This is a genomic window from Serratia quinivorans, from assembly GCF_052113645.1.
Lineage (GTDB): Bacteria > Pseudomonadota > Gammaproteobacteria > Enterobacterales > Enterobacteriaceae > Serratia > Serratia quinivorans_B.
This window is the reverse complement of the sequence record NZ_JBIEIU010000001.1, coordinates 898,841-925,258: the sequence shown is the minus strand read 5'-3', so window position 1 is coordinate 925,258 and position 26,418 is coordinate 898,841. Positions and strand designations below refer to the sequence as shown.

Here is a 26,418-nt window from a genome sequence, read left to right as displayed (position 1 = left end):
ATCCGTACTTCACTAAGGAGTTTGTTATGAGCCAATCTGTGGAGAGTAAAACACATCTAAAAAAAGCCATTACCTTCAATGGATTTTTGGGGATGGGTATTGGCTGCGTTTTTGGTGCTTCCTGGCTGGTGCTCACCGGCACCTGGCTAAGCACGGCCGGTGGCCCCTCCAATGCGGCACTGGCCATTTTACTCTGCCTGCTCATTGAGCTTCCGCTTGCGCTGGCCTATCTGGAAGCCATATCCGCTGTGCCTTTGGCGGGTGGGGAGGCTGCGTATTCATATCTTGCCTTCGGCAGTTTTGCCGCGATGATCGCCGGATGGTTCGGCGTGCTGGTGAATATCATTTTATGCGCCTGGGAAGCGCTGGCGATCACCACCATGCTGGGCTACCTGCTGCCTTCTATGAAGAGTGCAGCAATTCTCTATGAGGTCGGCGGGTTTGCGGTCAGTGCTCCATTATTGGTTATCGGGCTGCTACTTATTGCGGGCATCGGCATGATGCAGCACCGGGGCGTAAAACTTTCATCAACGTTACAGACGTTTATTACCGTGACGGTGTTAACCCTGGTTATCGTCTCGCTGATTGCCTGTTCATTCTATATCGATCTTGAAAACCTCAGCCCGTTACAGAGCAAACCGACCTTTGCTGGCGTGGTGGCTCTGCTGGCGCTCCTGCCATTTTCTATTGCCGGCTGGGAAACCATAGCCAAGGGAGCGGAAGAAGCCTCTGCCAGCCTGAGCCGTAAAAAAACCGCTCTTGCTTTGATTATCTCGCTGGTCATCGCCACCTTTATGTACCTGATTACCCTACTGGTTCCTTCGGCAATCGTGCCCTGGAAAAGCCTGATGACCATGGATATCCCCTTTGCTCACGCAGCAGAAATAGTGACAGGTACGCCAGTTTGGGGAGTGTTACTCACTGCAGCAGCTTGCTGCGGAGTCGTGGGGGTTTATAACGCCTGCTTTTATGGCGCAACTCGTTTACTGATGTATATGAGCCAGGTTGGATTAATCCCGGCGGCTTTTTCCCGCTTGCACCCGGTTTACCATACGCCAACGGTAGCCATCCTTTTCGTTTCATTAATAGCTGCTTTTGCCTGTCTGCTGGGTAAAGCCGTGTTTCTCCCCTTGGTCACCGTGGCCGCTTTTTCCTACATCGTCTTGTGGGGATCAACGCTGTTTTCCGTGATGCGACTGAGGAAATTACGCCCTGAGCTTCCACGCCCGCTTCCAACTCCGGGAGGAAAATTCACCCTGGCTGTTGGGACCATTGTGACTCTGCTTATGGCTGCAGCCATGTTGGTTCCTGGCAGCCCGGCGGCGCTTAAATGGCCCTATGAGCATCTGCTATTGGCCGTGCTGCTGGTGATTGGCCTGATTCTTTATTTGTTGCGGGATAAATCTGTTTCCGGAGAAGAGCAGGCCAAATTGATACTGAAAAACATTCCCACCGAAATAGTGAAAACAAAACTGACTACTCCAAATAGTCATTCGGATTAATTCTGTACTCATACAGATGAAAGTATCCTGACTGCATCTTATGAAATAAAGATAATTAAGAGGTTAAAAATGGAAAGAAGCTATGTAAAAAATGCCACTAATAGACTGAAGAAGGTTTTATTATGTCCACCAAAACATTTTTCATTCCAGCCTATTAATGTCATTACTGAAGACTGGCTGGAAAAAGGCGAGTCAGCCGATATTAACGCATTTCGACGCGAGCATGACGCGTTGGTTCAGGCTTATCGTGAAAACGGCGTTGAAGTGGTATTGATGGATCCTGATCCTGACCTTCCTTATCAGGTTTATGCGCGCGATTTCGGTGCCTGTGTAGCGGAAGGTTTCATCATGGGGAGGTTCCGCGAACCTTGTCGCCATGGGGAAACAGCCGCTTATGAAGCCAAGATGAAACAGCTCGGTATCCCCTGCATTGCACGCTGTACCAGTGGGGCATTTGAGGGCGGTGATTTCTGGATGATAGATGAGCACACTATTGCTCAGGGCGTTGTGGCAAGGACAGACTATGACGGCTACCAGAACATTGAACGCCAGATGTGGGAACTGGGTTACACCATGGTCCCTATCTTCTGTAAGCGTGAAAATCTTCACCTGGACATGTGCTTTAATATCGTTGCCGAGAAAGTCGCGGTCGTCTGTAAAGCTGCGCTGCCTGATGAATTTTTAAATCTGCTCACCAGAAGAAAATTCACTCTGATTGATGTTCCGCAACAGGGGGTATTCCGCCATCATTGCAATTTGCAGGCATTGGGTGATGACCGGGTGCTGACCTTTAAAAATAATAAAGAGACCAACCTGCAACTTGCTGCCTTGGGAATTAAAACCATTGAAATTGAATTGGAAGAAATTCTCAAAGGCGGCGGTGGGCCTCACTGCATGACTTTCCCATTAGAACGGGAATGAAATAGTCAGCCATCTAAAGGGGAGGGTATAGCTTCCCCTTTCTTATCTGCCAGGGAACAGGAGAGGATAATTATGAGAATACTTATAGCATTAGGCGGCAATGCGCTATTAAAACGTGGTGAAGCCATGACCGCAGAAAACCAGCGGCGAAATATCTCTATAGCCTGCGCAGCCATTTCCCGTCTGCATGGCAAACACCAGATCATTATCAGCCACGGAAATGGGCCGCAGGTAGGATTATTAGCACTGCAGTCTGAGTCCTACGCCGATAAGGTTGAGCCCTATCCTTTTGACGTTTTGGGTGCGGAAAGCCAGGGGATGATTGGTTACATGCTGGAGCAGGAGCTACGTAATCATATACCCGGCAGGCAGGTTGCCTGTTTGCTGACTCAGGTAGAGGTCGATATCAACGATCCCGCTGTCAAACAACCCAATAAATTTATTGGCCCGGTTTATAACGAAGAACAGGCCAACAAATTAATGCGAGAAAAAGGCTGGATAATAAAACCGGATGGTAAATATTACCGCCGCGTTGTTCCCAGCCCACAGCCATTGGCGATCGTCGAAATTGAGACATTACGCACGCTGGTAAACAATGATGTGATTGTTATTGCCGGCGGCGGTGGCGGTATCCCGGTCACCACCCTCAGTTCACAAAGCCGTGGGCTGGAGGCCGTTATCGACAAGGACCGCTGCTGTAGCCTAATGGCTCAGCAGCTGGATGTGGACTTACTGATTATCGCGACCGACGTCAGCAGAGTTTTCACTGATTTTGGCACTGCGGACAGTAAAGCAATTAAAGCCGCCAATCCACACGCACTGCTTGAAATGGATTTCCCGGCAGGCTCGATGTGGCCCAAGATCCAGGCTACGTGTGAGTTTTCTATCAATAGTGGCAGATCGGCAGTGATCGGATCGCTGGAGGACATTGTTGATATGGTCGAGGGACGGGCGGGAACCTTGATCAATAAAGATATTGAGGGCGTGGTGTTTCACTGACGACGGGTTAAAGCGCGTTGATGACTCATTGGTGCAGCAGATATTGGCACCGCGGCTATTCCAGACAATCCGCCAAAGCGACATGGCAAAGGAGACAATTGTGGTTATTGATCTCTCCCTCATTGGGCTTTACTTGTTATTGGTGTTAGGCGTGGGGTGGCTGGGCTGGAAACGGGCAAAAACGCGAGATGATTATGCCGTAGCGGGCAGGCGTCTCGCACCGTTGATGTTCACCGGCACTATGGCCACGACGGTGCTTGGCGGTGCGGCAACCATGGGCAGCATGGGACTCGGCTATCAATATGGTATCTCTGGGTTATGGCTGGCAACCAGCCTGGGGATGGGTCTGATAGGTCTGAGCTTGTTTCTGGTTACCCCGTTGTTGAAACTGAATCTGCACACCGTCACCCAGGTTCTGGCAATCCGTTATCGTCCCCGCGTTCGCTTGCTGGGGGCGGCCATTATGATGGTTTATGACTTAATGGTTGCGGTCACCTCCATTATCGCCATAGGCAGCATTATCGAGGTTTTGTTGGGCATCCCCTTTCTGTATGCCATCTGGATCGGCGGCGGGGTGGTCGTGGTCTATGTTTTTCTGGGGGGGATGTGGTCATTAACCATGACTGATATTTTTCAGTTTATTATGATGACGGTGGGGTTACTTTTTATTTTAATGCCTGCCAGTGTTATTCATGCCGGTGGTTGGCAAAATATGCGGGATATTTTACCCGAGGGTTTCTTCTCTCTGACCCATATTGGCTTACCAAATATCATTACTTATTTTTTAATCTACTGCCTGGGAATGTTTATCGGGCAGGACATCTGGCAGCGCATGTTTACCGCCCGCAGTGCCGGCGTCGCCCGCTGGGGAGGCTTTGTCGCCGGGGTTTATTGTATTGTCTGGGGCGTGATGGGGGCAATTATTGGCATGAGTTGTCGGGTATTTTTGCCCGATATTGGCAACCCGGATGCCGTATTCATGAGCGCCGTACAGACGGTGCTTCCCGTAGGGCTTCGGGGAATTGTCATTGCTGCTTCACTGGCCGCACTCATGTCTACAGCCAGCGCCTGTATGATGGCCACCTCAACCCTGTTTGTTTATGATATTTATGCCGCTATTTTCAAGAAAGAAAAATGTTCAATTAAAACAGATCGCTGTGCAACCCTGGCCTTTGGTATCAGCATACTGATCCTCGCCAGTTTGATTGGCGATGTTATTACTGCGCTGACTGTCGCTTATAACATTCTGGTTGGCGTGTTGTTGGTTCCTCTGATTGGAGCTATTTGTTGGCAAAGGTCTTCAACCACCGGGGCGATATCAGCGATGGTGTCCAGCGCTATTATCATCATCTATTTTATGGCCAGATACGGATTGCAGGCCAACAGCGTGACCTATTACGGGCTGTTGGCGAATCTGGTGACCTTTGTGACAATAAGCCTGTTATGGCCTGATTTTCGGACACCAACTCCGCAGAACTAGTCGGAAACTCAATCCTTATGGGCTTCCTTAGTGAGGATCCGGGAGCGACAAACGTCCAAAATCTCATCTGCCAGCGCGGAGTCATCAGGGCAGGCACGGGACAGCACCAGAGCACCAACAACATGTGCGATGGTATCGATCAGATCGGCACGCGTTATGCCACCTTCGCCATTTTCATTGGCTAAAAGGGCCAACTGACGTTCAATGCCAGCCGCAAACGTCGCCTTAATCGATTCAGATTGGCGGGCCGTATCGGCGCCTAGTGCCGACATCACACAACCCTTGCCCATATCATCGCGATGCTGGCGGGAGAGATAGTTTTCAACAAATTGTTCCCGGCTCATACCCGCCGTATTTTCTGCGGATTGCGTAAAACCACAGCACATCGCCTCCGACATCAAATCAGCCTTGGAACCGAAGTGCTTATAGAACCCGCCATGAGTTAAACCTGCCGCTGACATCAGTTCTGCTACACCCACGCCGTCATAACCCCGCTCACGAAACAACTCTGAAGCTGTTTCAACAATACGTATTCGGTTTGCACGAACCTGCTCTTTAGAAACCCTCATTACTCTGCCTCTTCTCCTAAAACTCATGTCGCAAGTATACATTGATGATGATCGTAATCAAACGGATTGACTTTTTAGATTACGATCATCATCATTACATTTGTCCCGTTAGCCACCACTCTCAGGGTTCTACAGACATCGCAGTTTGCGAATTTCATTTACTCATTGATAAAGAAGGGTATTTCATGACCAAATCAACAGTTCTGATTACAGGCGCTTCTACAGGCATTGGTGCCGTATACGCTGAACGGTTCGCACGTCGGGGCCATGACCTGGTTCTGGTTGCCCGCGACAAGACAAAACTTGATAGCCTGGCCGAACGCTTGAGACAAGAAAGCGGTATTGCCGTCGACGTGCTGCCTGCGGATCTCACACAAGCGGATGATTTAGCGGCTGTTGAAGCTCGTTTACGTGATGACACGCGGATAGGCATTCTTATCAATAACGCGGGTATCGCGCAGTCGGGCAGCTTTGCAGAGCAGACGTCTGATTCAATTGAGCAGCTTATCGCGCTTAATGTGACGGCTTTAACCCGACTGGCCAATGCTGTGACGCCACGGTTTGTGCTGGCTGGCGAGGGCGCTATCGTCAACATCAGTTCCGTCGTCGGACTCGCCCCTGAATTTGCAATGTCGGTTTATGGCGCAACCAAAGCCTTTGTTCTGTTCCTGTCTCAGGGCATGAATATTGAGCTGTCGCAGAAGGGGATTTATGTTCAGGCGGTGCTCCCTGCCGGGACTTACACGGATATTTGGCAACGTGCAGGTATCGACCCCAACACTTTGCCCCAAATGATGGAAGTGGGCGAATTGGTTGATGCGGCCCTGGTTGGATTTGATCGGCGTGAACTCGTTACCATCCCACCTTTGCAGAACGCCGCACGCTGGGACAACCTCGATGCTGCGCGTCAGACTCTGCTATCGGACATCAAACAAGATGAAGCCGCAGAGCGATATAAAACCCTTTAGACAATAAATGGTCCTGCTCAGAACGATCGTTCAGCTGCCTGCACGGCAGGGGAAAAACAAATGAATAATAAGACGATGAAAGCCTTCACGTTTAAGCGTTACGGTAAATCTCCTGAATTAGGGTTTGATGACGTAGATTATCCTTCGCTCAAGGCTAATGAAGTCTTGGTTAAAGTTTACGCTGCGGGCCTAAATCCAATCGACAATATGATCCCAACCGGAATATTTAAGCCGGTTCTGCATTTTAAGCTTCCTGCAACTTTGGGTAGCGATCTATCTGGGGTTGTTATTGCCGTGGGAAGTCGCGTGACTCGTTTTTCCCCTGGTGATGAAATCTTCGCCAGCATCTTCGATACGGGAACGGGGTCTCTTGCCGAATTTGCGGTGGTGCCTGAGAGCGCTGCAGCTATAAAACCAGCAAACCTGGATTTTGTGCAGGCGGCTTCGCTCCCTATGGTAAGCCTCACGTCCTGGCAAGCACTGACAGAGCGAGTCAGGCTGCGGCTTGGTCAGAAGGTTTTCATCCCGGCAGGTTCTGGGGGGATAGGCTCCTTTGCCATCCAACTGGCGAAGCAACTGGGCGCAACCGTGGGGACAACAACCAGTACGGGCAATATCGACTGGGTGAGGAGCCTAGGGGCAGACGAAGTCGTTGACTACAAAAAAGAAGAGTTCGAAAAGGTATTGGTTGGCTATGATGTGGTACTTGGCACCACCAGGGGCGATGCAATTGAGAAATCCACCCAGATCCTAAAGCCTGGAGGTAATATTGTTTCTCTCACCGGGCCGTTAGATGTCAGGTTTGCGCGAGCTCGAGGGTTAAACTTCTTTCTGACTTTTATCTTCAGGCTTATGAGCCGCAATATTATGCGTCTTTCAAAAAAACGGGGCTTAACTTATACCTTTCTTTTCGTTCGGCCAGATGGTGATCAACTCAGCCAAATAGGTAAACTGGTAGAAACCGAACAAATCAAACCCGTGATCGACAAGGTATTCACCTTTGCTCAAACAAAGGAGGCTCTTGCTTACCTTGCCCAGGGGCATGCGAAGGGAAAAGTGGTTATCAAGATGCAGGATTAATTCCTTTTTCTATGTTGCCGGCGGGGGGAGTTCATGGGTTGGCAAACTCACTGCCGCGATCAGAGTTGATTCACCTGATGACTATTTTCAGCTGATCTCTGCGTCTCTTTCAGGTAGTCAATAAAGGCGCGTAATGGGCCAGACATATATTGGCGATTAGGGTAATAGAGTTGCAGGCTGGGGCGTTCGGGGAGCCATTCGTCCAGAACCTTGATCAGCTTGCCGCTTTTCAGGTGTTCTTTTACCTGTTCGTCATAGAGATAGCCCAGCCCAGCGCCACACAGCACCGCCTCGAGCGCTGAATCCATATCGTCCAGCAGGATATTACCGACTGGGGCCACTTCAAATTTCCCCGAGGGGTTTTCAAATTCCCAGAGATACGGGCGGCCGCTCTGAAAACGAAAAACGACACATTGGTGATTAACCAGCTCGCACGGATGCATCGGCGCGGGGTGATGTTCAAGATAATCAGGCGTGGCGACCACCACCAGTTTGATTTTTGGCCCGATAGGGACGGTAATCATGTCTTTTTCTACCGTGTTATTCAGGCGGATCCCGGCATCGAACTCCTGTTGGACAATATCCACCAACCTGTCATCGGTGGTGATCTCCACTTTGATGTCCGGATATTTGCGGCTAAACCCGGCTATGATCGGCAGCAAAAAGAGCCGCGAGGCCAAGCGTGAAGTATTGATTTTGAGGGTGCCCATCGGTGCATCGCGAAAGCAATTCATCTCGTCAAGGATGGTATTGACCTCATCAAATACCGGGCGTAATCGCTCAAAAAGGGTTAGCCCCGCCTCGGTAAGCGCCACGCTGCGAGTCGTGCGATTGAATAACCGGACTTTTAATCTCTGCTCCAGTTGCTTGATGGAATGACTCATGGCGGAAGGGGAGAGCCCCAGTTCATCACCCGCCTCCCGGAAGCTTTTGTAGCGTGCGACGGCAATAAACGAAGCAAAGTCTGAAAAGTTCGGCTGCATTAGTGAATTTCCTTCAGTAACCCATCTCAAATAGTACGTTTTACAGAACTATCATGCCACCGTAAAGTAAGGGTTCTTTCTCGAAACATTAAGGCAATTGCATGAAATTAAATAACATTTATTTTATCTGGGCTCATCCACGCCCCGATTCTTTAACGGCTCAGGTCGTAAATGAGATGCAGAGCCAAGCGGTAGAGCATGGCTACAACGTTTCCAGCCTTGATCTCTACCGCAGCGATTTTGACCCGATACTCAGGGTGGAGGATGAGCCGGACTGGGATAATCTGCAGAAAACCTATTCGCCGCAAGTGCATCGCCTTTTCAATGAGCTGGAGGATAAGGACACATTGGTATTGGTGTTCCCTGTGTGGTGGTACGCCTTCCCGGCAATACTAAAAGGGTACCTGGAACGCGTCTGGAACTACGGTCTGGCCTACGGCGACGAAAATAGACTGAAGGATAAAAAAATTCGCTGGCTGGCTTTGGTGGGCGGCTCTCAGTCAGGATTTATCAAATATGGCTGGGAAAAGAACATGACCGATTACATTAATGGCTGCATGGCGTATCTGGGCGTGGAGAATGCGAGAATCGATTTTCTCTATAATACCATTGGAGTGGAGGAAGGGATTACCGACGGTGAAGCCCATTACCATAAACTGTTCGCCGAGGCGCGTGAGGTTGTCAGTTTTCTGAGAGAAACCAGTGAAGCATAAGCAGTAACGGCAGACTGCTGACAAAGCTCGTTATTAGGGAGAGCGTGCCGAAGGGGTCGTAGCGGCTTGTCCGCCGACCCATTTGCCGGGAGCAAATGGGAACGACTTCGAGTCGGCCCGTAGGGTGGGACACATGGACGTGTCCCATAATGGCCCCTCGGTGCGCTAGGCCCGGGTATCTCGGGTTCAAAAACAACTTTGTCATCAAACTCAAGCAGACTTCCGGGGAAGTCTGCTTTTCTAATTTGGCGAGCTTATTTAGCGGCGAGTTCTCTACGGATGATTTCCGCGCCTGCACTTAACGCATTGAGTTTGCCGCTGGCTACCCGACGAGCCAAGGGGGCCATGCCACAGTTGGTCGAAGGATAGAGCTTGTCGGCATCCACAAACTGAAGTGCCTTGCGTAATGTATCGGCCACTTCCTCGGGGGTTTCTATGGTATTGGTTGCCACGTCAATGGCTCCTACCATCACTTTTTTACCGCGGATCAGTTCAAGCAAGTCCATTGGAACATGCGAGTTATGGCATTCCAGTGAAATGATATCGATATTAGAGGTTTGCAGTTTGGGGAAAGCCTCTTCATATTGCCGCCACTCTGACCCCAGAGTCTTTTTCCAATCGGTATTGGCTTTGATGCCATATCCATAACAGATATGTACCGCCGTTTCACATTTAAGTCCTTCAATGGCTCTTTCTAAAGCGGCGATCCCCCAATCATTCACCTCATCAAAAAAAACATTAAAGGCGGGTTCATCAAACTGGATAATATCGACGCCAGCGGCCTCTAATTCTTTTGCTTCTTGATTGAGAATTTTTGCGAATTCCCAGGCCAGTTTTTCGCGGCTTTTATAGTGGTTATCATAAAGCGTATCTATCATTGTCATCGGCCCTGGCAGGGCCCATTTAATAGGTTGCTTGGTTAGCTGACGCAAAAATCTGGCATCTTCAACAAAAACGGGTTTTTGACGCGCCACTGGCCCCACGACTGTCGGTACGCTGGCATCATAACGATTACGAATTCTAACCGTCTGCCGTTTTTCAAAATCAACGCCGCTCAGGTGCTCAATAAAGGTAGTGACAAAGTGTTGGCGCGTTTGCTCGCCATCACTGACAATATCAATGCCGGCTCGGAGTTGATCTTCCAGGGACAAGCGCAAGGCATCTTGTTTCCCCTCAATCAGTTCCTCATCCTGCAATTTCCAGGGGGACCAAAGGGTCTCAGGTTGTGCCAGCCAGGAAGGCTTGGGTAAGCTGCCGGCAGTCGAAGTAGGTAATAATATTTTCATAATGGATGACCTTTTATTGTTGGTTAATCAAAGCGCGCAGTGAGCAGACCATTGCTCAAAAATAGTCTTATAGGGTTTGATAAAGTGTTCTTCAGTAAATTTCCCCTGCTCAATAGCCAACTGGCTACGCTCTTCACGGTCATAAACAATTTTTGTTAATGAATGATCCTGGTGATTCAGGGCCGGCTGATAGTATTGTCCGGCTGCAGAGTTTGCATTGTAAATCTCAGGGCGGTAAATCTTTTGGAAAGTCTCCATCGTGCTGATGGTACTGATAAGCTCAATATCAGTGTAATCACTGAGTAAATCACCGGAAAAATAAAAGGCCAAAGGCGCAACACTATTTTGAGGCATGAAATAGCGCACCTGCAATCCCATTTTTTTGAAATATTGCTCTGTCAAAGAAGAATCACTCTGCTGATATTCTATGCCTAATATAGGGTGCTGGTTTCCAGTCCGATAATAGGTGTCTTTGCTTGAGACACTTAAGCATATTACAGGTGTTTTGTTAAAGTTCTCTTGGTACTCACTTGAGTTAACGAAAAGCTTAAATATGTTGCCATGCAAGTCGCCAAAATTATCCGGAATGCTAAATTTTGGTTGGTTATTATTGTGCTCTAACAGCACGACACTGAAGTCATAATCTCGCACGTAAGAGGAAAAGTTATTCCCTACAATACCGTCAATGCGTTTGTTGGTTTTTTTATCAATAACATTGGTTTTCAATATTTCAATCACCGGGAAGGTATCGCCATTGCCGTCAATCCCCATCTCAACGGAAATGATTTCAAGTTCGACAGAATAACGATCGCCTTTGGGATTGTCCCAATGCGCTAACGAGTTGAAACGATTGTCAATCATCACTAAAGTGTTGCGCAAGTTCTCCTGACGGTTCTTTCCTCTGGCCAAGTTCGCAAAGTTGGTCGTAATACGCGTATTTTCAGAGGGGTTATAATCCTCATCGAAAAGACTGCGCTTAATCGTAAATGTAAAGTCTCTGGTCATCGCGATCTTGCATCCTAAGGTCTGATATGAAAACTGAATTGGCTTCTTGATTTCGAAGAAGTTACTGATGTGTTCACTCATCAGTCTTCATGTTGTCAGTAAGTTAATATTGCATATTTTATGCCAGAGCCATGGGATGAGTGAAAGCGACTTAATTTCATTACCACATGAGCCATATTCATGATCTGGGCCAGGGGGGGGGACGGTATTGTTGCAGGTGTCCGGCAACGCACTTTCTTATACCCTGTGGATGAGTGCATTATAGGGTGTGCTGATGTTGGCACTTGATATCGCGTTGCGCGAAACCCGTTCGCCGTTGTACTGGATCCTCTGTTTCTGGGCGAAACGTTAACGCTGAGAAAAATGTTGGCGCGCACGATAATTGCCGCCGGCGCACTGATGGTGAGCTAATCAAATCAGGAGAACGCAAGATGTCTGATCATCCCACAGTGGCACTTATTGGACCGGGTGCTATCGGTACCACCATCGCCGCCGTACTGCATGAAGTTGACCGAACGCCACTCCTTTGCGGACGTACCGCACATCCACAGTTAATTTTACGTCGCGATGATGGTGAAGTTGTGGTGCCAGGTCCGGTATTGAGCAATCCGGCGGCAATCAACCACCCGTTCGACCTGGTGTTTGTCGCGGTGAAAACCACTCAGGTTGCTGACTGCGCCGACTGGCTGGCGGCGTTGTGCGATAAAAATACCCTGGTCTGTGCGCTGCAAAATGGCGTCGAGCAGGAAAGCCAGTTGGAACCTTACGTCAAGGGGGCAAAGGTGCTGCCTTCGGTCGTGTGGTTCCCGGCACAGCGTGAAGCGGATGCGTCAGTCTGGCTGCGCGCCAAACCGCGCCTTACGCTGCCCGATGTGCCGCAGGCAAAACGGATCGCAGACGTGCTCAGCGGCACAGGCTGCGCGGTTGAGCTATCATCCGACTTTATCTCTGTTGCGTGGCGCAAACTGCTGCAGAACGCGGTTGCCGGTCTGATGGTACTTGCAAATCGCCGCGCCGGGATGTTCTCGCGAGGGGATATCACTGAACTGGCTCTGGCCTATCTGCGCGAGTGTCTGACCGTAGCGCGTGCCAAGGGGGCATTACTGAGCGATAGCGTTCCGCAGGAGATCATCGACGGTTTTCAACGTGCCCCTGCTGATTTAGGGACCTCGATCCTCGCCGATCGCCAGGCCAACCGCCCGCTGGAGTGGGATATTCGCAATGGCGTGATACAGCGTTACGGTGACTTGCAGGGGATCCCTACGCCCATCAGCGACGTACTGGTGCCGTTACTGGCGGCAGGGAGTGAGGGGCCGGGGTGATGCTGTTAACGGCAGAAGGCGCGTTGCCGGACAACGGCTCTCTAAATCGCCGCAGGTTGGACTGATATATCCAGTTCATTAGCATGACTAATAGTGCCGGCATATCCGCTTTTCGCTCAACCCCAAATGCAAAAAGCCCGTTTAAGTTTCCTTAAGCGGGCTTCAAACCTGAATTCCGATCCTGTCAGAGCACCAAGCGACGCTGATGAGCGAATCAGGGGGCTGGGATGTAGTTACTTATTGTTGGAGTTGGGGACATGCTGCTGCATCAATTCAACGATCCAATCAATAAAAACTCGCAGTTTGGCGTTGATATGGCGGTTCGGCGGAAATGCCAGGTACAGGGGCATGGGATTAATACGCCAAGGTTCAAATAGCGGAATCAAGGAACCACAAGCCTGATGTGCTGCCGCCATATAGACTGGCAGCGTAATCACGCCTAACCCAGCTAACCCAGCTTCGAGATAAGCATTGCCATCATCCACGGCAAGCACATAGCTGCTCTTGATTTCAATATGTTCACTCTCACAGTGCAGTACCAAAGAATCAATCTTGCCGGTGCGTGAGGACAAGAATCCCACGATGCGATGGTCAGTGTTTTCCAGCTCTCGCGGATGCGCAGGGGTACCAAGGCGTTCCACATAACTCGGTGCGACGTAGACGCCGATTTGCAAATCGCCGACATGGCGTGCGATCAGGGACTGGTCGTTGATTTCGCCACCGCGCAGGACGCAATCCACATTGTCGCCGATCAGATCCACCACCCGGTCGCTCACGCCCATGTCGAACTGGATATCAGGGTAGCGAGCGTGGAAAACCGGTAGTGCCGGTACCAGCACAAGGCGGGCCAACGAACTGGGCACATCCACCCGTAGCCGTCCTCTGGGCGTCAGCGCCGCACTGGACAGGCAGTTTTCAGCATCCTCCATGTCCGCCAGCAGGTGGATGACGCGCTCGTAGTAGGCCGCTCCATCAGGAGTGACACCAAGCTTGCGGGTGGTGCGATGGAGTAACTTGACACGCAGGCGCGCTTCCAACTGCTGAATGAGTTGCGTCACCGTGGTTTTGCTCATATGAAGCGTTTGGGCAGCCTTGGTGAAGCTACCTGCCTCCACCACGCGAGCAAAGGCGCGCATCGCATCGAAACGATCCATTCCTTATCCTCTCTTTTCACCGATTGTTTGGATTTTACAAACAATGATGGACAAAGTCGCTTGTTTATCCGCCCGATCTGGCACCTGTAAAGTGTCCTTATATTCACCGGGCAGATTTCGCCCCATTGCAAATGGTACAAACATGACAGCACGCGAAGCAGTTTTTCCCTTCGGTCGGCAGGCGCTCTATGAGCGCAATCGCTATTCACCGGCCATCAAATCTAACGGCTTCTTGTTTGTTTCGGGACAGGTGGGTAGCCGAGAGGATGGTTCGCCTGAACCGGATCTTAAAGAGCAGATCAGGTTGGCATTCGATAACCTTAATGCAGTTCTCATGGCTGCGGGCTGCACGTTCGGTGACGTGGTTGACGTTACCCTCTTTGTCGTCGATCCCGAGTCAAACCTCGACGCTATCTGGAGCATCCTGCCAGAATATTGGGGGGAAGCGCCTTACCCTACGTTGACCGGGATCGGCGTGACGTGGCTTTACGGATTCAAGTTTGAGATTAAGGTGATTGCCAGGCTGCCCTAAGCGTTACGGGTCTTTCCGCCCGTCGAAACTTCAACAGAGCAGCCGCGCTGCCTGTAGAGGCAACAGAGAGATTTCTGACGTGCTATATGCCGGATCGGGTTGGTTTGCCAAACGGGTCTGGATTGACTGATGAGACAGAGGAAAATTTATGAAAGCAGCGGTTTATGACGTGGAAGGCGCTCCCGGCGTCCTGAAATATGTCGATATCCCAGATCCGGTCACAGGACCTGACGACATCCTGATTTCTGTCGAGGCTATCTCGATTGAAGGTGGAGATCTGATCAACCGCCGTTCAACTCCGCCGCCTCGTCCTTCATGGATCGTCGGCTACGCGGCCGCGGGCACAGTTGTTGCAGTCGGATCGAAAGTCCGTAGCCGTACGGTTGGGGACAGAGTCGCTGCTTTTAACATGCAGGGATCACATGCGGAACGTTGGGCTGTGCCCGCGGAACGAACCTGGCTTATACCCGATGGGGTGGATACGGCAGAAGCGGCGGTGTTACCGATTTCTTTTGGAACCGCGCATCATTGCCTTTTCACACGAGGCATGCTCCGGCACGGAGAAACCGTCCTTATTCAGGCAGCCGCTGGTGGCGTGGGGCTCGCGGCCGTTCAGCTTGCCTCACAAGCAGGCGCGAGGGTCATCGCCGTGGCAAGCGGAACGCAGCGAAGAAGCCGGTTGCTTGAACTTGGTGCCGATCATGTTGTGGATCGTGCCGAGAATAACGTCGTGGACAGTGTCCGACAGTACACCCATGGCACCGGTGTTGACCTCGTCATCGATCCGGTGGGGACGACGTTGCCTGCTTCGCTTTCTGCACTCGCTCCGGAAGGGCGTCTCGTCTTCGTCGGTAATGCGGGCGGTGGCAGCCTGACTGTCGACTTGTGGCCGCCAATGCAGTCTAACCAGACACTCATGGGGGTATTCATGGGACCCCTTTTTGAAAGGCCCGGAGTTCGGGCAAGTGTGGACGACATGTTGCAGGCTGTAGCAGCAGGGCGCATCAGGGTTGTCATTGACCGCATCTTCCCCCTGGCCAACGCTGCCGAGGCCCACGAATTCGCCGAGACAGCGAAACCGCTTGGCCGCATCGTTATGAAGCCATGAGGCGCGTTCTTGCCGATGCGTAAGAGGAATGAAAAATGCACTGCGAAGACTATTCACGCTAACCCGTTGAATTGAAATCATACGGTAGTTCGTTCAGGTTTATGAAAAGCAAAAAGCCCGCTTAAGTTTCCTTAAGCGGGCTTCTCTAATATGGCTCCTCTGACTGGGATCGCCTTTGCCAGTAACTGGCTAATAAATAAGCTAAACCTGAAAGTTCTTGTTGTCAAGACCACCAGAATGACCACCAAGTGCTGAAGTGCAACAGAGCATAAAATGGCCTCTCGCCAGTCGGCTATCGAGTTGGTTTCTCTGACCATGAACGCCGCATATTAATGACCTGCTCAACATCGACTAAATAGCTGCGCGGAATAGTAGATCACTTTGAGGGAACCCAGCCCGGATTGTGCGATCTGATCAATCACCAAATCAAAACAAATCACCAACCTATTGTGAAGATCTCCGCACTTATTTTGCGGATAGTGGTTTGGTCGCTAACAACCCCAGCTATATCGGTCTGCTGGAAGTTTTCAGGGACATGAAGTTTGATTTTCCTGATGTTACTCATAAAGTCAGTGTATGTATCGTAATAGGTGATGCTTTGTTTCAACATTTTCACCGACTGCACTCTTTGTATCTCTTCCTGCGAGCATAACCCGGATGCACTGGCTCACGCTGAAGTACCCGATACACTCGTGCATCGGGCCTGTAGAAAGGTTACTGTGTTTGAAACTCCCAGACATCAATCTCACCGAAAGTGATCTTTTTGCGATGGTTTACCGCTTCCGAAGGTACTAAATAAAATTTGTCTTCCATTTGGAAAAAATAATAACGATTTCCAATGATGATTTTTTCTTCAGGATCTGGATATTTTTCCTTAAATATTTCATTGTCATCGTAGAAACATTTTGCAGGATAAGAGACTCGATCGATAATGAGGTCAGTGGAAGTCATGGGGGCGTTGATAGTGTGCAAATCGCGAGCTTCATAGGGGGTTATGAACAAGTAGTCGGACATCAACTCTACTCGTTGAACAAACTCATGTTCACTATCGTTATTTTTTTTAAGAATATCAATTAACCCGGAATAGAGAGCGTTTTTTTCAAAGAGTGAATTACCGGTCTTCAAGAATTTTACATATTGGTAAATCAGTTCATTGATAATTCTGAACTGCGGAATGGTGACAGTGGTCTCGCTGGCTGTCACTTCGGCACCGTTATAGTTGAGCCGATGGTGAAGCATTTTATTTCTAATCTGAGAACACATTTTGTACAGAGTATGAAGAAACAAATCATCAATTGAATCCTTATCAATATTGGATTCGAGAATGAGGATTTTTTTGTTGAAGCTTTCGTTGACACAGTCAAAACGAAGATCAACATAGCTATCAAGATAATCAAAGAAAATAGGAAATAAGACAAATTTTGTGTAATTATTTTGCAAATTGCTATTCCATGAGAAAAAACCTATGCAGTTTAATGGGTATTTTGTAGTTGAGCTACCATTCGTCTTGCTGTATAAAAATCTATTGTTTGCCATATTGTTCATAAAGCAGTTACCGATAATAGACTGAACAATGTCAAAATGTTTTTGCATCATACAGTGACTCCATGTCTGTAAAACATAAAAAACTTTAGATAAGAGGGGAATACTTAAATTTTCGCCAATGATCTTAACATTGTGGTGTTGAGACAAAAGCAATGATTGGTCACTGATGTCCGCCATTTTACCAAGAGTGAGATAGGGGTATCGTCTTGTTAACCGGTATACAGAACGCAGAACAGCAAAAAATCCTGCTTAAGTATCCTTAAGCGGACTCTTCTAAATATGGCTCCTTGACTGGGATCGCCTTGGCCATTAATTGGCTGATAATTAAGCTAAATCGCAAATCCCTTCCTGTCAAGCCCCCCAAACTGACCACCTATGCTGTACATGCAATCTATCTTGCTCATACAGATCTTTTGTTGTCAGAGTTTAAGTACACCCGTTTTAGTTCCACGGCGCTGGTCAAGGAATACCTGCGCAACAAGCTGGCAGGCTTTGAGCATGAAGTCTTTGCGGTGCTGTTTCTGGATACGCGCCACCGGCTGATCGAGTACCGGGAGATGTTTCACGGCACCATCGACAGTGCATCGGTGTATCCGCGTGAAGTGGTCAAGGAAGCCCTGCGGCTCAATGCGGCGGCGGTCATCCTCTTGCACAACCATCCGAGCGGGAATCTTGAGCCGTCACAGGCGGGCAAGATGCTGACACAGCGGCTCAAGGAAGCGCTGGGGCTAGTTGAGGTGCGTATGCTGGATCAGGTCATTGTGGCCGGAGCAGGCTCCGTGTCGTTTTCGGAGCAGTGGCTGATTTGACGTACCATCTACACAAAAAAGCTATCAGTCCTTATCCACCCAACGCGCCTCGCCTTTTCCAATACGGCGGATGGTGACACTTGTTCCGCTCTGTAGAGATTCGACTTCCAGCAGGCTCGGTAGTTCCGCCTGAAGCCTCTGTCTGATTGTTGTGAGCTGTGAAAAATCTGGCGTCGCGATCGACACTTGTCCATCTTGCGGATCAACTTCAATACGCAGAGGCACAGTTGAGTCTGTAGCCCATTGCATCGTCCACTCCTGCGACGCCCACCTGCCATCTACGCTTGACACAACGTCGTGCCGAAACTGCTGCCAGATTGCATGAGTCTCAAGCGTGGGCCATCCAGGAACATGGTCGAAGCCTGCTACTTCTTCCGATCGTAACCAGGTTTTCATTTCCGCGCGATTCGTGAAGCCGGGCGCGAGCTGCTCCACGGCTGTCTTGGCGGCCACCCGCGAGGGCAGTCCGGCCCGAACAAGCATGGCCATGGCGTTGGACGGTAGTCCAGCTTCCAGGCAGGCGGCAGCAGCTCCTTCGACGGGTAGTTCTGATTCGCCTCCATTGATGCGCCGATTCATCCGGATGGCTTCAATCGCCCAGACCAGGCGATAGACAAATGCGTCGTCCACGAAGCGCATTCCCTCTTGGCCGATGGTCGCTACGTCTTGCCCTCGCACCCAAGCTCCCAGCAAGTCTCTCCAGTTCGCCGGCAGTGGGTCATCTGGAACGAAGGGACGGATCGCAAGAAGCCGCTCTCCCATTCCAATGAGAGCAGTGATCAGGGCATCTGCGTCACTGGCGAGGGCGGCTGCATCGCCACGGTCAAGAAGCTCAGTCAGCTCGACAGCCAACGCGTCGATGGCAAGGCCCGATTCTAGGCCCACTCCCATCGCGAACTGACCTTTGCGTTGCTCGACCGTTGTTTTGTTCCAAATGAGCTGTGCTCTACTGAGGAGAATCCACACTTGCTTCTGCTTTTCGACGCCTTCAAGGTGAGCGATTTGCCTTGCCCAAAGTGAACCCGCAAGGGCTTCATCGAGCAGCCTTGGTAGATCCGCACTTTGCGCGTCAAGCGCTTCGACGAGCCCAAGGACGGTTGTATCCAACCGCTCGATGAGGCTCTCCATTGAGTCTGACTCCATCTCACCATCTACAGCGTCCGGGAACCAAGCATCTTGCGTGCTAGACAGGTAGTCCATGGCATCCCCACGCGCAAAAACACCCGACGTCGCGAGGCGCCGTATGACCTCGTTGACCACGACAATGATGCCGCTTGAGAGTGACCGAGCCTTGGCCGACGTGACCAACTCTCTCCATCGCTGGTGGCGCCAATTTTCTGGCTGATGCATTACGTGGATCACGAGTCCTTCGAGATCCACGAATGCGCGCCCGGCGCGGCCCGCAACGTTGGCAAACTCCTCACCCGTGATCAGAGTGCCCGCCCTGTACAGATTTGGGATCAGGAGTACCGCTGCATTGAGGTTCAGTCCCTGCGCCAAGGTGGGTGATGCTACGGTAACGCGTAGAACGCCTGCGGCAAGTAGTGTCTCCACTTCCCGCAGGAAGGGGCCGGGAAGACGACCATGATGAATCGCAACGCCGATGGCAAGACAGCGTACTGCAGGATGTTCGGCGCCTAGCCACTCCCTACCTACGGCCATGGCACGTTCAACCTCTTGGGCGTTGGCAAGCAGAGATGGCAGAAAGCCTCGTCGCTGCAGGTCCAGGGCAGTCTCGGCAAATCCTTCAACATGATCTCGTTGGGTGCAAAATACGAGAGCTCTCTTTCCTTGCTCAGAGAACTTCCATGCCGCTGCGAGAGTTAGCTCCTTGTTGTCCTTTGGAAACGCCGTTCGACGAGGGCGAATGGGTGGGACCTCTGGCACAAAGTGTCGAATGAAAGGGCCATCTGGCTCAAGGTCGAAGCTCAGCCGCGCAGAATTTCCGAGCCAAGACAGAGTGCCAAAGCGCTGACGCGTAGGGCGCCAACTGGACTGGATCGGATCGCCAGGCGCATCACTGCGAATCCACGCAGTCAGATCGTTGAGCTGATCGCCTGCCGGCAGAATTGCCGAAAGACAAACGATCCGTCGGTCGCCATGATCAGTGCGCCGCAGCAACCGTTGCACCAGATTCTCATAGCGGATCTCGCGTTCACTTGGACCAATCAGATGTCCTTCGTCTAGGACGATCAAGCCGATATCATTGATGATGTCGGGGTCGTTCCGCAAAGCAAAATCCAACTTTTCTGGGGTGGCTATGACGATGTTCTGTTCCCGCAGCGCATCCTCGTCATTTCCTGCTACACCGCTGCTTCCATACAGCGACGAGACGGAAAATCCAAGAGGTGTGAATGTCTTGCGGAAGGAGCGCTCGGTCTGAGCGGACAGAGCCCTGAGTGGCGTGACTATCAAAACGCGTTTACCACACGCCAGGGCCATCAACGCAGCGATCTCTGCAATCCGCGTCTTGCCCGCGCTCGTGGGGAGCGCGACCACTAGGTCGTCGGAGATATCGACGGCTCGCTGTGCCGCCAGAAGTTGAGAAGGCCACAATTCGACCTCAGATGACCTCCTGCAGTACAACTCAGAGACAAAAAGCTTCCGAAGTTGTGCGTAGTCTTGCGAGCCAGGTGGCCCTTCGGAGGGCAGAACCTTGTGCAGACTGCTTGCCCAAAGATCATCTATCAGGTTCACGGTGATTCGAAGAATCCACCAGAGTGACACCGCGCTGGCCGCTCCGGTCAACGAAATCGCCCGTTTCAGCAGGTTGCGAGCTTCTACAACGAGGGACTCTTGGCCGGTTTGAAGGGCAAACTCAAAGAACACCAATGCTCTGAACATTGTCGACGTCGCTACACGCGAAACGATATCGTCCGGGTCAAGCGCTCCCTCGGCCGCAGCTCTGGCGATTCCCTCATCTCGGTTCGCTGGGCTGCTAAGCCACTCCCTCGCACGTCGAACCAGGCCTTGAAGATCACGCACGATTAGGAGCGCGAGCGCATCCTCGGCAGGCGAACGATTCTGATCGGCCTGTAATTGCGACAGAAGCGAAAATGCCAGCGCAGAGTAGTTGGCCAAGTGATAGGAAGCAGCCCCCACTGTTCGATAGAACCCTCGAGATGCGTCGGCCTGTGACCCGTTCTGAACCAATGCCTCAAAGGCCCCACCTGCCTGTACGAAGCCTTTTCGCCAAGTCACTGCATCGCCTCCAAGCTCGCGTAGCGCCAAGGAAGCACGTAGTACTGAGAAGCCATAGTCCGCAAGATCGGAGTCGATCCCTTCGCTGAAGGCTGGAGCGTCTGGTGGCAAGTTTCCTTCATGGCGAATAAGAGCCCTTGCTTGACCCCGGGCCTGCAGGCGACCTCGATATCCGTCTTGTGTGATGTCGAGCAGGAATGCAGTCAGTTCTTCAGTCGTTTCCAAGTGCCAGAGCCCTCTCGTAGCAGGCCAGAATGAAGGCCTGATGGTCTTCTATGCGCAAATTTGCAGAAAGATGGGGACGAACCAGATCCGCCGCTGCGAGATCGTCGTACAGTGCCTGAGGCGTGGCGTTGCCCGACAAGGTGAACAGCATGTGACTGGTTCGCCCTTGGGGCGCAGCTCGACTGGCGACTTCATTACGAATCCGTCTACCCATCTGCCGTCGTTCGCCTTCACCCTCCATGAGTCGATCCGCGACGAAGAGAAGGGATGTTGCCGTAGGTCTGCCATCGTCTCTGGACAGTGCTTTTCGCGCCTCAGAGATGGTGGCGTTGGCAAGGTTTGCACGACTCTTAGACTCGCCTTTTAAGTAGTGCAAATTTTGTTGGTCATCGAGCTTTAGACCGACGAAATCGTCGCCGCGCAGCGCCATCTCTCGACCATCCTTGTATCGCAGGCGACGGATCGGAACCTCGAATTCAAGATGTTCTTCGACCAACTCGGTCGCGAGGATCTCGCCAAGCTCTCCCGAACGTGCTCGAGTGGAGCGCGGCATGCGCTCAGCCAAAATTGCAGCCGCGCCTGGATATCCCAACTCACGGACGTCTTCAGCTATTTCGTCCAAATTGTCGTAGTGAGCTCGGATCCGAGTGGTTAGGGTAGCTTCGATAGCAGCCCTTCCTCCATCGCGTTCGGACAAGCGCCATAGCTGCTTGTTGTCTTGCTCTTGGATAGTTCTGTCGCACCAACGTGGATATAGCATTCAAAAGCTCCGTATTCTTATGCCAGGTCTTTCTGAGAGAGGTGGATTAAACCCTCAGTGCGACGGCCGCAAGCTGCAATTTTCTTCCAACCCAAAAGTTGCCTCACGTCATCACTTTAAGTTCTTCGACGTTACCGGCCCCGAATAGATGGTTGACTGCTTGGAGCGCGGGGGCAGGAAGGGTTTGGGTCGCAAGCACAGCGAGACGGGTCATCGGGCGAGATATGGACACGTAAAAGAGATTGCGGGCGCGGTAGAAGCCCTTAGTGTTCTTAGCATTCAACGCCTTTGTGTTAATCAATTCAAGAAGTTGTGGCCAGTTATAGTGATTCCAGCCGCCGCCCAATACGACTAGGACGTTTTCAAACTCGGCGCCTTTGACGCTGTGCTGTGTTGCAAAGGAGGTTTGCTTCTCAATGAACTTGACTACCTCGATGACTTCCCAATATGGAACGTCCCGAAGCTTACTGTAACGTTGCAGCGAGGAAGACTCCTCGGGGATTGGGGTGCCATCTAGTGCTTTAAGCTCGTCCTCACGCCGCAGGACGCGGTCGGGGGGGGATGGTCGCCTAGTTGATCGCAAAAAATCGACAACTTGGCCGATCGTGCCCTCTGCCCGTAGCTTCTGGAGAGCATCCATATCCCGACGCCAATTCGCCTTGTCCTCGTGTTTGACAATCGCGGGACCAGAACCAAGTATTTTGAACATTTCTCCATAGCGCGAAGAGACATAAGCCGCGCACATCGGCTCGACAACTTCGGCGAAGAACTTGATCGTAGGATCTTCTTTTTTCGCGAAAAGGTCGGTGCGCCCGCTAAAGATCTGTGCGATATTTGGATAGCCTTGCTCCGCAGCCAAGACGTTGTGAGTGAGCATAAGTACCTTCGTTTTGCTTATGTCCCATCCTTCGGCCAGAAGGCGCTGCGTCAACGCTTCTCGGCTTTTTCGCGCCAAGTCTGGTGGTAGATCCCCTTTGGAATGCCTGTCACTTGTCCGATCGCCACGGTAGGAATTGGTGTGAAAGAATCTTGCTTCTCCCTTTGCTTCCGGGTCATGAACAGACTGCTGTAATTCAGGGCGCAGGTTGTTTAGTACGTCTACGATGGCTGGCACAGACCGGAAGTTTGAGCCTTTGGCGATCTCTTCGATGGGATACTGCGCCAGCTCATACTCACTTCGATAAATGGTTTGCCAGTGATCTCCAAAGAGTCCCACAAGAGGACCGGTTGCGGGCCTCAGAAAGTTGTCCGTGATTGACTCCATGAACTGGCGATGCGTGTCCTGATACTCATCAATGAAAATCACTGGAAACTGCTGACTTAAGATGCGCCTGAATTTCTCTTGGTATAGGAGCTTCGCCATCAGCTCTGGGATATCGTCGTGGCTAAGCGTTATCTTGTCTGCATCGACCCCGAAAAAGCCGAAGTCGTAGACCACTGGTTTTGTATCGACTCCGCCGCCTTGCTCGATCTTCTCCTTTCGCTCCTCCATCTCAGCCAGGCTGTCTCTCAGAGCTTTCTGAAACTGGCGTAAAAAAGTCCAGGAGAACCCATGGATTGTGTCGACTAGGATTGCGGGATGTTCCTCAATTTCCTGCGCGATCTCATTCCGAGCCACCTCAGTGAAGGTGATGCAGGCTACTTTTTGTCCGGATTGAACAAGCGCAGACCCGCGCTCCGCGATCAGCCTTTTTAGCGCCGTGACCAGAGAATAGGTCTTGCCTGCACCTGCGCCGGCTTCGAGCCTAAAGCTGCGGCCTGCGTCAAGGGCTTCGTTGATTTTCCTCTGAGCCTGTTGCGCTGCCTCAAGAGCGGGATTTTTAACTTGGCCTGTCATGCGACCACCAAGGCGTTTTTCACTTCTAGGGCTTGTTCTGGAGGTGGTGGCGGCTCGGATAGCCACACGAGACCTTCCTCGATATATCGCGGCACCTTCCACTCCTTTTCGCGAATCGCGAACCGCAAAGCGGTATCTGCTTTCGCGAGCCCCTTTGCGATGTCCCATGCTTCGGTGGCCTCGTCTTGCTCTTTAGGCCATTCGAATCGATCCGGGTTGGCGAGGACGAGCGCGTCTTCATAACTTCGCGCGCAGCAGGCTGCTTCGGGGACCTCGGGAATCTGATACGCGATGCGGCGGCAACCACTGATCTTTTCTTTTGCAGATTTTACAAGCAACTCACCCGGCGAGATCTGCCAGCCGTCTGCATCCTTGGTGTTGGGTGGGCGGAACCAATCCTTGATTGCGGCATTTGATGTGCGCTGACCTTCAGCTACAGGGCACTTCTCCCACGTAGTAATAACTTTTCCCTTCTTGTTCTCTTTCTCAATTGGTTTGGTGGAATCCAAATCCGTGACAACTAGCGTCTTGAGTTCAAGGAAGTCCAGCAAGGGGTAAAAGATATGAGAATACGCACCACCGACCTCAACGCAGGTTACGTACTGCCTGGCCAGCTTGTGTTTGTCGTCCAATGACTTGTCCACGAGACCGCACAGTCGCGGCATCAGAAGTCGCTCAGTGGTCCCCTCTACCATAATTGCCTTATCGGCAAAGTAGAGGTCACACTTGGTTAACGTCATGTATTGATGGAGGAAGTCCTGGTCATCAGCCGATATATTTGCCATCCCCTTCTTGAAGTCCTTGACCTTAGTTCGCCGCACATTCGGCGTTTTGGGTGCCTCGTTTAAGAAATAACGTACGGCCTCGAATGAGGCGGCATTCGCCACGTGCGGTGAATGTGTCGTGATCAAAAACTGTACTTTCCACGTGGGCTCGTCCGGATACGTGGCAGAGAGTTTTTTGATTGCGATGTTCAGTTGATTGATGAACACTTCTTGCATCTGAGGATGCAGGTGAGCTTCTGGTTCTTCGATGAAAATTAGGTGCGTGACGGGGCGGGTTGGCTTTGCGCGATAGATCTTGTGGTAGCTCTCCAGCTGCAAGAGCATATAAATGAGATTTCGCGTCCCTAGACCGTTGTAGCCTTCGGGAAGGTGAACTCCGTCTGCGCCCGCGTATACCACCCTTGTGTGGTCCGACAGAAGTGCCTCGACGTTGAGCGATGTTTCTGGCCTTAGCTCGGCGTCATTGAGACTCGGGAAGCCCAGAACCTCCATCGTCGGAAGGAGCTTCTTAAGCATTGCGTCAAAGTCCCCTTGAACGCCGCGTTCGATCTCTTCCACGGAAGTCTTCAGCTTCGCTGCCAGTTCTTGATCGGCGGCGGCGGCTGTTGGGGCCGAGGCTGTCTTGAAAAGCGTGCTCAGCAATTTTCCGATCACGTCAGCGTCGCCTTGGCTTGCGTGGTCGAGGGTGCGCTGTGCTCGGACAAAATTACATTGGACGAGAGACGAAAGAGCAGAGACTCCTTCAAAAACACGTCGATTGGTTTGATCCGTCGGATCAATGGCGCTGACGTTTATGGAATATGCCTTGGGAATCGTGTCGCGCAATGATCTGAGGAAATGAGCGTTTTTATCTACGCCTTCCGCGGGCGCAGCGATGTCGAACAGGATAGGGAGCGTTTCTAAGATCGGCTTATACTCCACACGCACCAATGCCTTTGTGCATGCGACATCCAAGTCGATGACAAATGGAGCCAGGGGGCCTAGATTGGGTGCGGCGGCGTCGTACGTGAATGTCAGCGTGAGGGCGATCATTGGAAATGCTGCCAGCACATCTTCAGGTTTTGCTCCACTTTCCCTTAGTTTTTTCGCTTCGAAGAATTTTGTCCGTGAAGCTGCGGAGAAGTCCTCCAGCCGGAAGCGAGCTCCGCTTTGGCCAATGAAGCGATCGAAGACATCGGTGAGAGAAGTCTTTCCGCTATTGTTTCGACCGACTACCACAGTCGAGCTATCTTCCAGCATGATCTCAACATCCTGGAGGAGTCGGAAACCTTCGACCTTTACTTTCTCAATTCTCATTTTTCCCCCATCTTCGCATCAATTATTAATTAGATAACATTTGCCGATTCTGAGCATTTGGATCGCATGGACATACTTTATTAGATTCATCGCCAACTACATCATCACCAATATATCCTTTCAAAGCAGTCATTTATTGACGGATGTAGGGCTGGCACATCTGAGTCCGTTGTCAATCATGCGAATTAGTCGAACGAGCTTCCGTACCTGCCGAAAAATACAATTTTACAAATAGATAATAAACGAAATACTTCCTTGCGTCTCCGCTTCGTTGACCACGCTGCTCCAGGTTCGCTGCTCGCTCATCCCTGAAGGGACTGGCATTCGCCTTCCTTCCA

General features: G+C 51.2%; 21 protein-coding genes and 1 pseudogene. 12 read left to right on the top strand and 10 right to left on the bottom strand.

Annotated features, from left to right (window positions below; all coding sequences use genetic code 11):
• Positions 1–26 precede the first annotated feature (26 nt).
• From ACGS9J_RS04255 to ACGS9J_RS04240, 4 genes are all read left to right on the top strand, one after another.
• Positions 27–1,502 carry an APC family permease gene (locus ACGS9J_RS04255; protein ID WP_442229790.1) on the top strand — a complete coding sequence of 492 codons (1,476 nt, stop codon included), beginning with the start codon at positions 27–29 and terminating at the stop codon, positions 1,500–1,502.
• A 69-nt stretch (positions 1,503–1,571) separates the two neighbouring features.
• Positions 1,572–2,423: a dimethylarginine dimethylaminohydrolase family protein gene (locus ACGS9J_RS04250; protein WP_442229789.1), complete on the top strand. Its 852-nt coding sequence runs from the start codon at positions 1,572–1,574 to the stop codon at positions 2,421–2,423.
• Between the two features lie 72 nt (positions 2,424–2,495).
• Positions 2,496–3,422: a carbamate kinase gene (gene arcC / locus ACGS9J_RS04245; protein WP_442229788.1), complete on the top strand. Its 927-nt coding sequence runs from the start codon at positions 2,496–2,498 to the stop codon at positions 3,420–3,422.
• Positions 3,423–3,522: 100 nt separating this feature from the next.
• Positions 3,523–4,902: a sodium:solute symporter family transporter gene (locus ACGS9J_RS04240; RefSeq protein ID WP_442229787.1), complete on the top strand. Its 1,380-nt coding sequence runs from the start codon at positions 3,523–3,525 to the stop codon at positions 4,900–4,902.
• 8 nt (positions 4,903–4,910) lie between these two features.
• On the opposite strand, the gene ACGS9J_RS04235 is transcribed toward ACGS9J_RS04240, so the two are convergent.
• Complete coding sequence (locus ACGS9J_RS04235) at positions 4,911–5,471, bottom strand: TetR/AcrR family transcriptional regulator (RefSeq protein ID WP_442229786.1); 561 nt, start codon at positions 5,469–5,471, stop codon at positions 4,911–4,913.
• A gap of 185 nt (positions 5,472–5,656) precedes the next feature.
• Here ACGS9J_RS04235 and ACGS9J_RS04230 point away from each other — a divergent pair, with 185 nt between their 5' ends.
• A complete protein-coding gene (locus ACGS9J_RS04230) occupies positions 5,657–6,439 on the top strand; it encodes an SDR family NAD(P)-dependent oxidoreductase (protein ID WP_442229975.1) in 783 nt (260 codons plus the stop codon).
• A gap of 60 nt (positions 6,440–6,499) precedes the next feature.
• Positions 6,500–7,519, top strand: a complete 1,020-nt coding sequence (locus ACGS9J_RS04225; RefSeq protein WP_442229785.1) for an NADP-dependent oxidoreductase — start codon at positions 6,500–6,502, stop codon at positions 7,517–7,519.
• Positions 7,520–7,578: 59 nt separating this feature from the next.
• On the opposite strand, the gene ACGS9J_RS04220 is transcribed toward ACGS9J_RS04225, so the two are convergent.
• On the bottom strand, positions 7,579–8,502 hold the full coding sequence (locus ACGS9J_RS04220; protein WP_442229784.1) for a LysR family transcriptional regulator: 924 nt from the start codon (positions 8,500–8,502) through the stop codon (positions 7,579–7,581).
• Positions 8,503–8,603: 101 nt separating this feature from the next.
• Between ACGS9J_RS04220 and ACGS9J_RS04215 the strand changes: the two genes are divergently transcribed.
• A complete protein-coding gene (locus ACGS9J_RS04215) occupies positions 8,604–9,215 on the top strand; it encodes an NAD(P)H oxidoreductase (RefSeq protein WP_442229783.1) in 612 nt (203 codons plus the stop codon).
• A gap of 254 nt (positions 9,216–9,469) precedes the next feature.
• Here ACGS9J_RS04215 and ACGS9J_RS04210 read toward each other — a convergent pair whose 3' ends face one another.
• Both ACGS9J_RS04210 and ACGS9J_RS04205 read right to left on the bottom strand, forming a co-directional pair.
• Positions 9,470–10,501: a methionine synthase gene (locus ACGS9J_RS04210; RefSeq protein ID WP_442229782.1), complete on the bottom strand. Its 1,032-nt coding sequence runs from the start codon at positions 10,499–10,501 to the stop codon at positions 9,470–9,472.
• A 27-nt stretch (positions 10,502–10,528) separates the two neighbouring features.
• Positions 10,529–11,506 (bottom strand): DUF1852 domain-containing protein, encoded by a 978-nt coding sequence (locus tag ACGS9J_RS04205; RefSeq protein WP_442229974.1) that lies wholly within the window; start codon positions 11,504–11,506, stop codon positions 10,529–10,531.
• A gap of 431 nt (positions 11,507–11,937) precedes the next feature.
• Between ACGS9J_RS04205 and ACGS9J_RS04200 the strand changes: the two genes are divergently transcribed.
• Positions 11,938–12,828 carry an oxidoreductase gene (locus ACGS9J_RS04200; protein WP_442229781.1) on the top strand — a complete coding sequence of 297 codons (891 nt, stop codon included), beginning with the start codon at positions 11,938–11,940 and terminating at the stop codon, positions 12,826–12,828.
• 233 nt (positions 12,829–13,061) lie between these two features.
• Here ACGS9J_RS04200 and ACGS9J_RS04195 read toward each other — a convergent pair whose 3' ends face one another.
• Positions 13,062–13,982: a LysR substrate-binding domain-containing protein gene (locus tag ACGS9J_RS04195; protein WP_442229780.1), complete on the bottom strand. Its 921-nt coding sequence runs from the start codon at positions 13,980–13,982 to the stop codon at positions 13,062–13,064.
• Between the two features lie 142 nt (positions 13,983–14,124).
• Here ACGS9J_RS04195 and ACGS9J_RS04190 point away from each other — a divergent pair, with 142 nt between their 5' ends.
• The 3 genes and pseudogenes from ACGS9J_RS04190 to ACGS9J_RS04180 form a co-directional block, all read left to right on the top strand.
• Complete coding sequence (locus tag ACGS9J_RS04190; RefSeq protein ID WP_442229779.1) at positions 14,125–14,514, top strand: RidA family protein; 390 nt, start codon at positions 14,125–14,127, stop codon at positions 14,512–14,514.
• A gap of 148 nt (positions 14,515–14,662) precedes the next feature.
• The gene (locus ACGS9J_RS04185; protein WP_442229778.1) at positions 14,663–15,622 is read left to right on the top strand and encodes a quinone oxidoreductase family protein; all 960 of its coding nucleotides are present in this window, start codon (positions 14,663–14,665) and stop codon (positions 15,620–15,622) included.
• Positions 15,623–16,058: 436 nt separating this feature from the next.
• A pseudogene (locus ACGS9J_RS04180) lies at positions 16,059–16,178 on the top strand (CBASS cGAMP-activated phospholipase); the annotation flags it as partial.
• Between the two features lie 158 nt (positions 16,179–16,336).
• Here the strand turns inward: ACGS9J_RS04180 and ACGS9J_RS04175 are convergent.
• The gene (locus ACGS9J_RS04175; protein ID WP_442229777.1) at positions 16,337–17,218 is read right to left on the bottom strand and encodes a hypothetical protein; all 882 of its coding nucleotides are present in this window, start codon (positions 17,216–17,218) and stop codon (positions 16,337–16,339) included.
• Positions 17,219–17,580: 362 nt separating this feature from the next.
• Here ACGS9J_RS04175 and ACGS9J_RS04170 point away from each other — a divergent pair, with 362 nt between their 5' ends.
• Positions 17,581–17,976 carry a JAB domain-containing protein gene (locus ACGS9J_RS04170; protein WP_432803795.1) on the top strand — a complete coding sequence of 132 codons (396 nt, stop codon included), beginning with the start codon at positions 17,581–17,583 and terminating at the stop codon, positions 17,974–17,976.
• Between the two features lie 24 nt (positions 17,977–18,000).
• Here ACGS9J_RS04170 and ACGS9J_RS04165 read toward each other — a convergent pair whose 3' ends face one another.
• From ACGS9J_RS04165 to ACGS9J_RS04150, 4 genes are all read right to left on the bottom strand, one after another.
• Complete coding sequence (locus tag ACGS9J_RS04165; RefSeq protein ID WP_442229776.1) at positions 18,001–21,402, bottom strand: DEAD/DEAH box helicase; 3,402 nt, start codon at positions 21,400–21,402, stop codon at positions 18,001–18,003.
• Positions 21,389–22,162, bottom strand: coding sequence for a Hachiman antiphage defense system protein HamA (locus ACGS9J_RS04160; RefSeq protein ID WP_172741597.1), 774 nt, complete (start codon positions 22,160–22,162; stop codon positions 21,389–21,391). The genes ACGS9J_RS04165 and ACGS9J_RS04160 overlap by 14 nt, the downstream gene beginning before the upstream one ends.
• 103 nt (positions 22,163–22,265) lie before the next feature.
• The gene (locus ACGS9J_RS04155; protein WP_442229775.1) at positions 22,266–23,999 is read right to left on the bottom strand and encodes a UvrD-helicase domain-containing protein; all 1,734 of its coding nucleotides are present in this window, start codon (positions 23,997–23,999) and stop codon (positions 22,266–22,268) included.
• Complete coding sequence (locus tag ACGS9J_RS04150) at positions 23,996–26,080, bottom strand: ATP-dependent nuclease (protein WP_284105935.1); 2,085 nt, start codon at positions 26,078–26,080, stop codon at positions 23,996–23,998. Before ACGS9J_RS04150 ends, ACGS9J_RS04155 begins: the two co-directional genes overlap by 4 nt.
• Positions 26,081–26,418: the final 338 nt, after the last annotated feature.

Coding starts and splice junctions, on each gene's coding strand:
- ACGS9J_RS04175 (WP_442229777.1), bottom strand. CDS start 17,218: ATGATGCAAAAACATTTTGACATTGTTCAGTCTATTATCGGTAACTGC.
- ACGS9J_RS04225 (WP_442229785.1), top strand. CDS start 6,500: ATGAATAATAAGACGATGAAAGCCTTCACGTTTAAGCGTTACGGTAAA.
- ACGS9J_RS04160 (WP_172741597.1), bottom strand. CDS start 22,162: ATGCTATATCCACGTTGGTGCGACAGAACTATCCAAGAGCAAGACAAC.
- ACGS9J_RS04235 (WP_442229786.1), bottom strand. CDS start 5,471: ATGAGGGTTTCTAAAGAGCAGGTTCGTGCAAACCGAATACGTATTGTT.
- ACGS9J_RS04230 (WP_442229975.1), top strand. CDS start 5,657: ATGACCAAATCAACAGTTCTGATTACAGGCGCTTCTACAGGCATTGGT.
- ACGS9J_RS04220 (WP_442229784.1), bottom strand. CDS start 8,502: ATGCAGCCGAACTTTTCAGACTTTGCTTCGTTTATTGCCGTCGCACGC.
- ACGS9J_RS04150 (WP_284105935.1), bottom strand. CDS start 26,080: ATGAGAATTGAGAAAGTAAAGGTCGAAGGTTTCCGACTCCTCCAGGAT.
- ACGS9J_RS04200 (WP_442229781.1), top strand. CDS start 11,938: ATGTCTGATCATCCCACAGTGGCACTTATTGGACCGGGTGCTATCGGT.
- ACGS9J_RS04255 (WP_442229790.1), top strand. CDS start 27: ATGAGCCAATCTGTGGAGAGTAAAACACATCTAAAAAAAGCCATTACC.
- ACGS9J_RS04210 (WP_442229782.1), bottom strand. CDS start 10,501: ATGAAAATATTATTACCTACTTCGACTGCCGGCAGCTTACCCAAGCCT.
- arcC (WP_442229788.1), top strand. CDS start 2,496: ATGAGAATACTTATAGCATTAGGCGGCAATGCGCTATTAAAACGTGGT.
- ACGS9J_RS04215 (WP_442229783.1), top strand. CDS start 8,604: ATGAAATTAAATAACATTTATTTTATCTGGGCTCATCCACGCCCCGAT.
- ACGS9J_RS04185 (WP_442229778.1), top strand. CDS start 14,663: ATGAAAGCAGCGGTTTATGACGTGGAAGGCGCTCCCGGCGTCCTGAAA.
- ACGS9J_RS04205 (WP_442229974.1), bottom strand. CDS start 11,506: ATGACCAGAGACTTTACATTTACGATTAAGCGCAGTCTTTTCGATGAG.
- ACGS9J_RS04190 (WP_442229779.1), top strand. CDS start 14,125: ATGACAGCACGCGAAGCAGTTTTTCCCTTCGGTCGGCAGGCGCTCTAT.
- ACGS9J_RS04195 (WP_442229780.1), bottom strand. CDS start 13,982: ATGGATCGTTTCGATGCGATGCGCGCCTTTGCTCGCGTGGTGGAGGCA.
- ACGS9J_RS04155 (WP_442229775.1), bottom strand. CDS start 23,999: ATGACAGGCCAAGTTAAAAATCCCGCTCTTGAGGCAGCGCAACAGGCT.
- ACGS9J_RS04250 (WP_442229789.1), top strand. CDS start 1,572: ATGGAAAGAAGCTATGTAAAAAATGCCACTAATAGACTGAAGAAGGTT.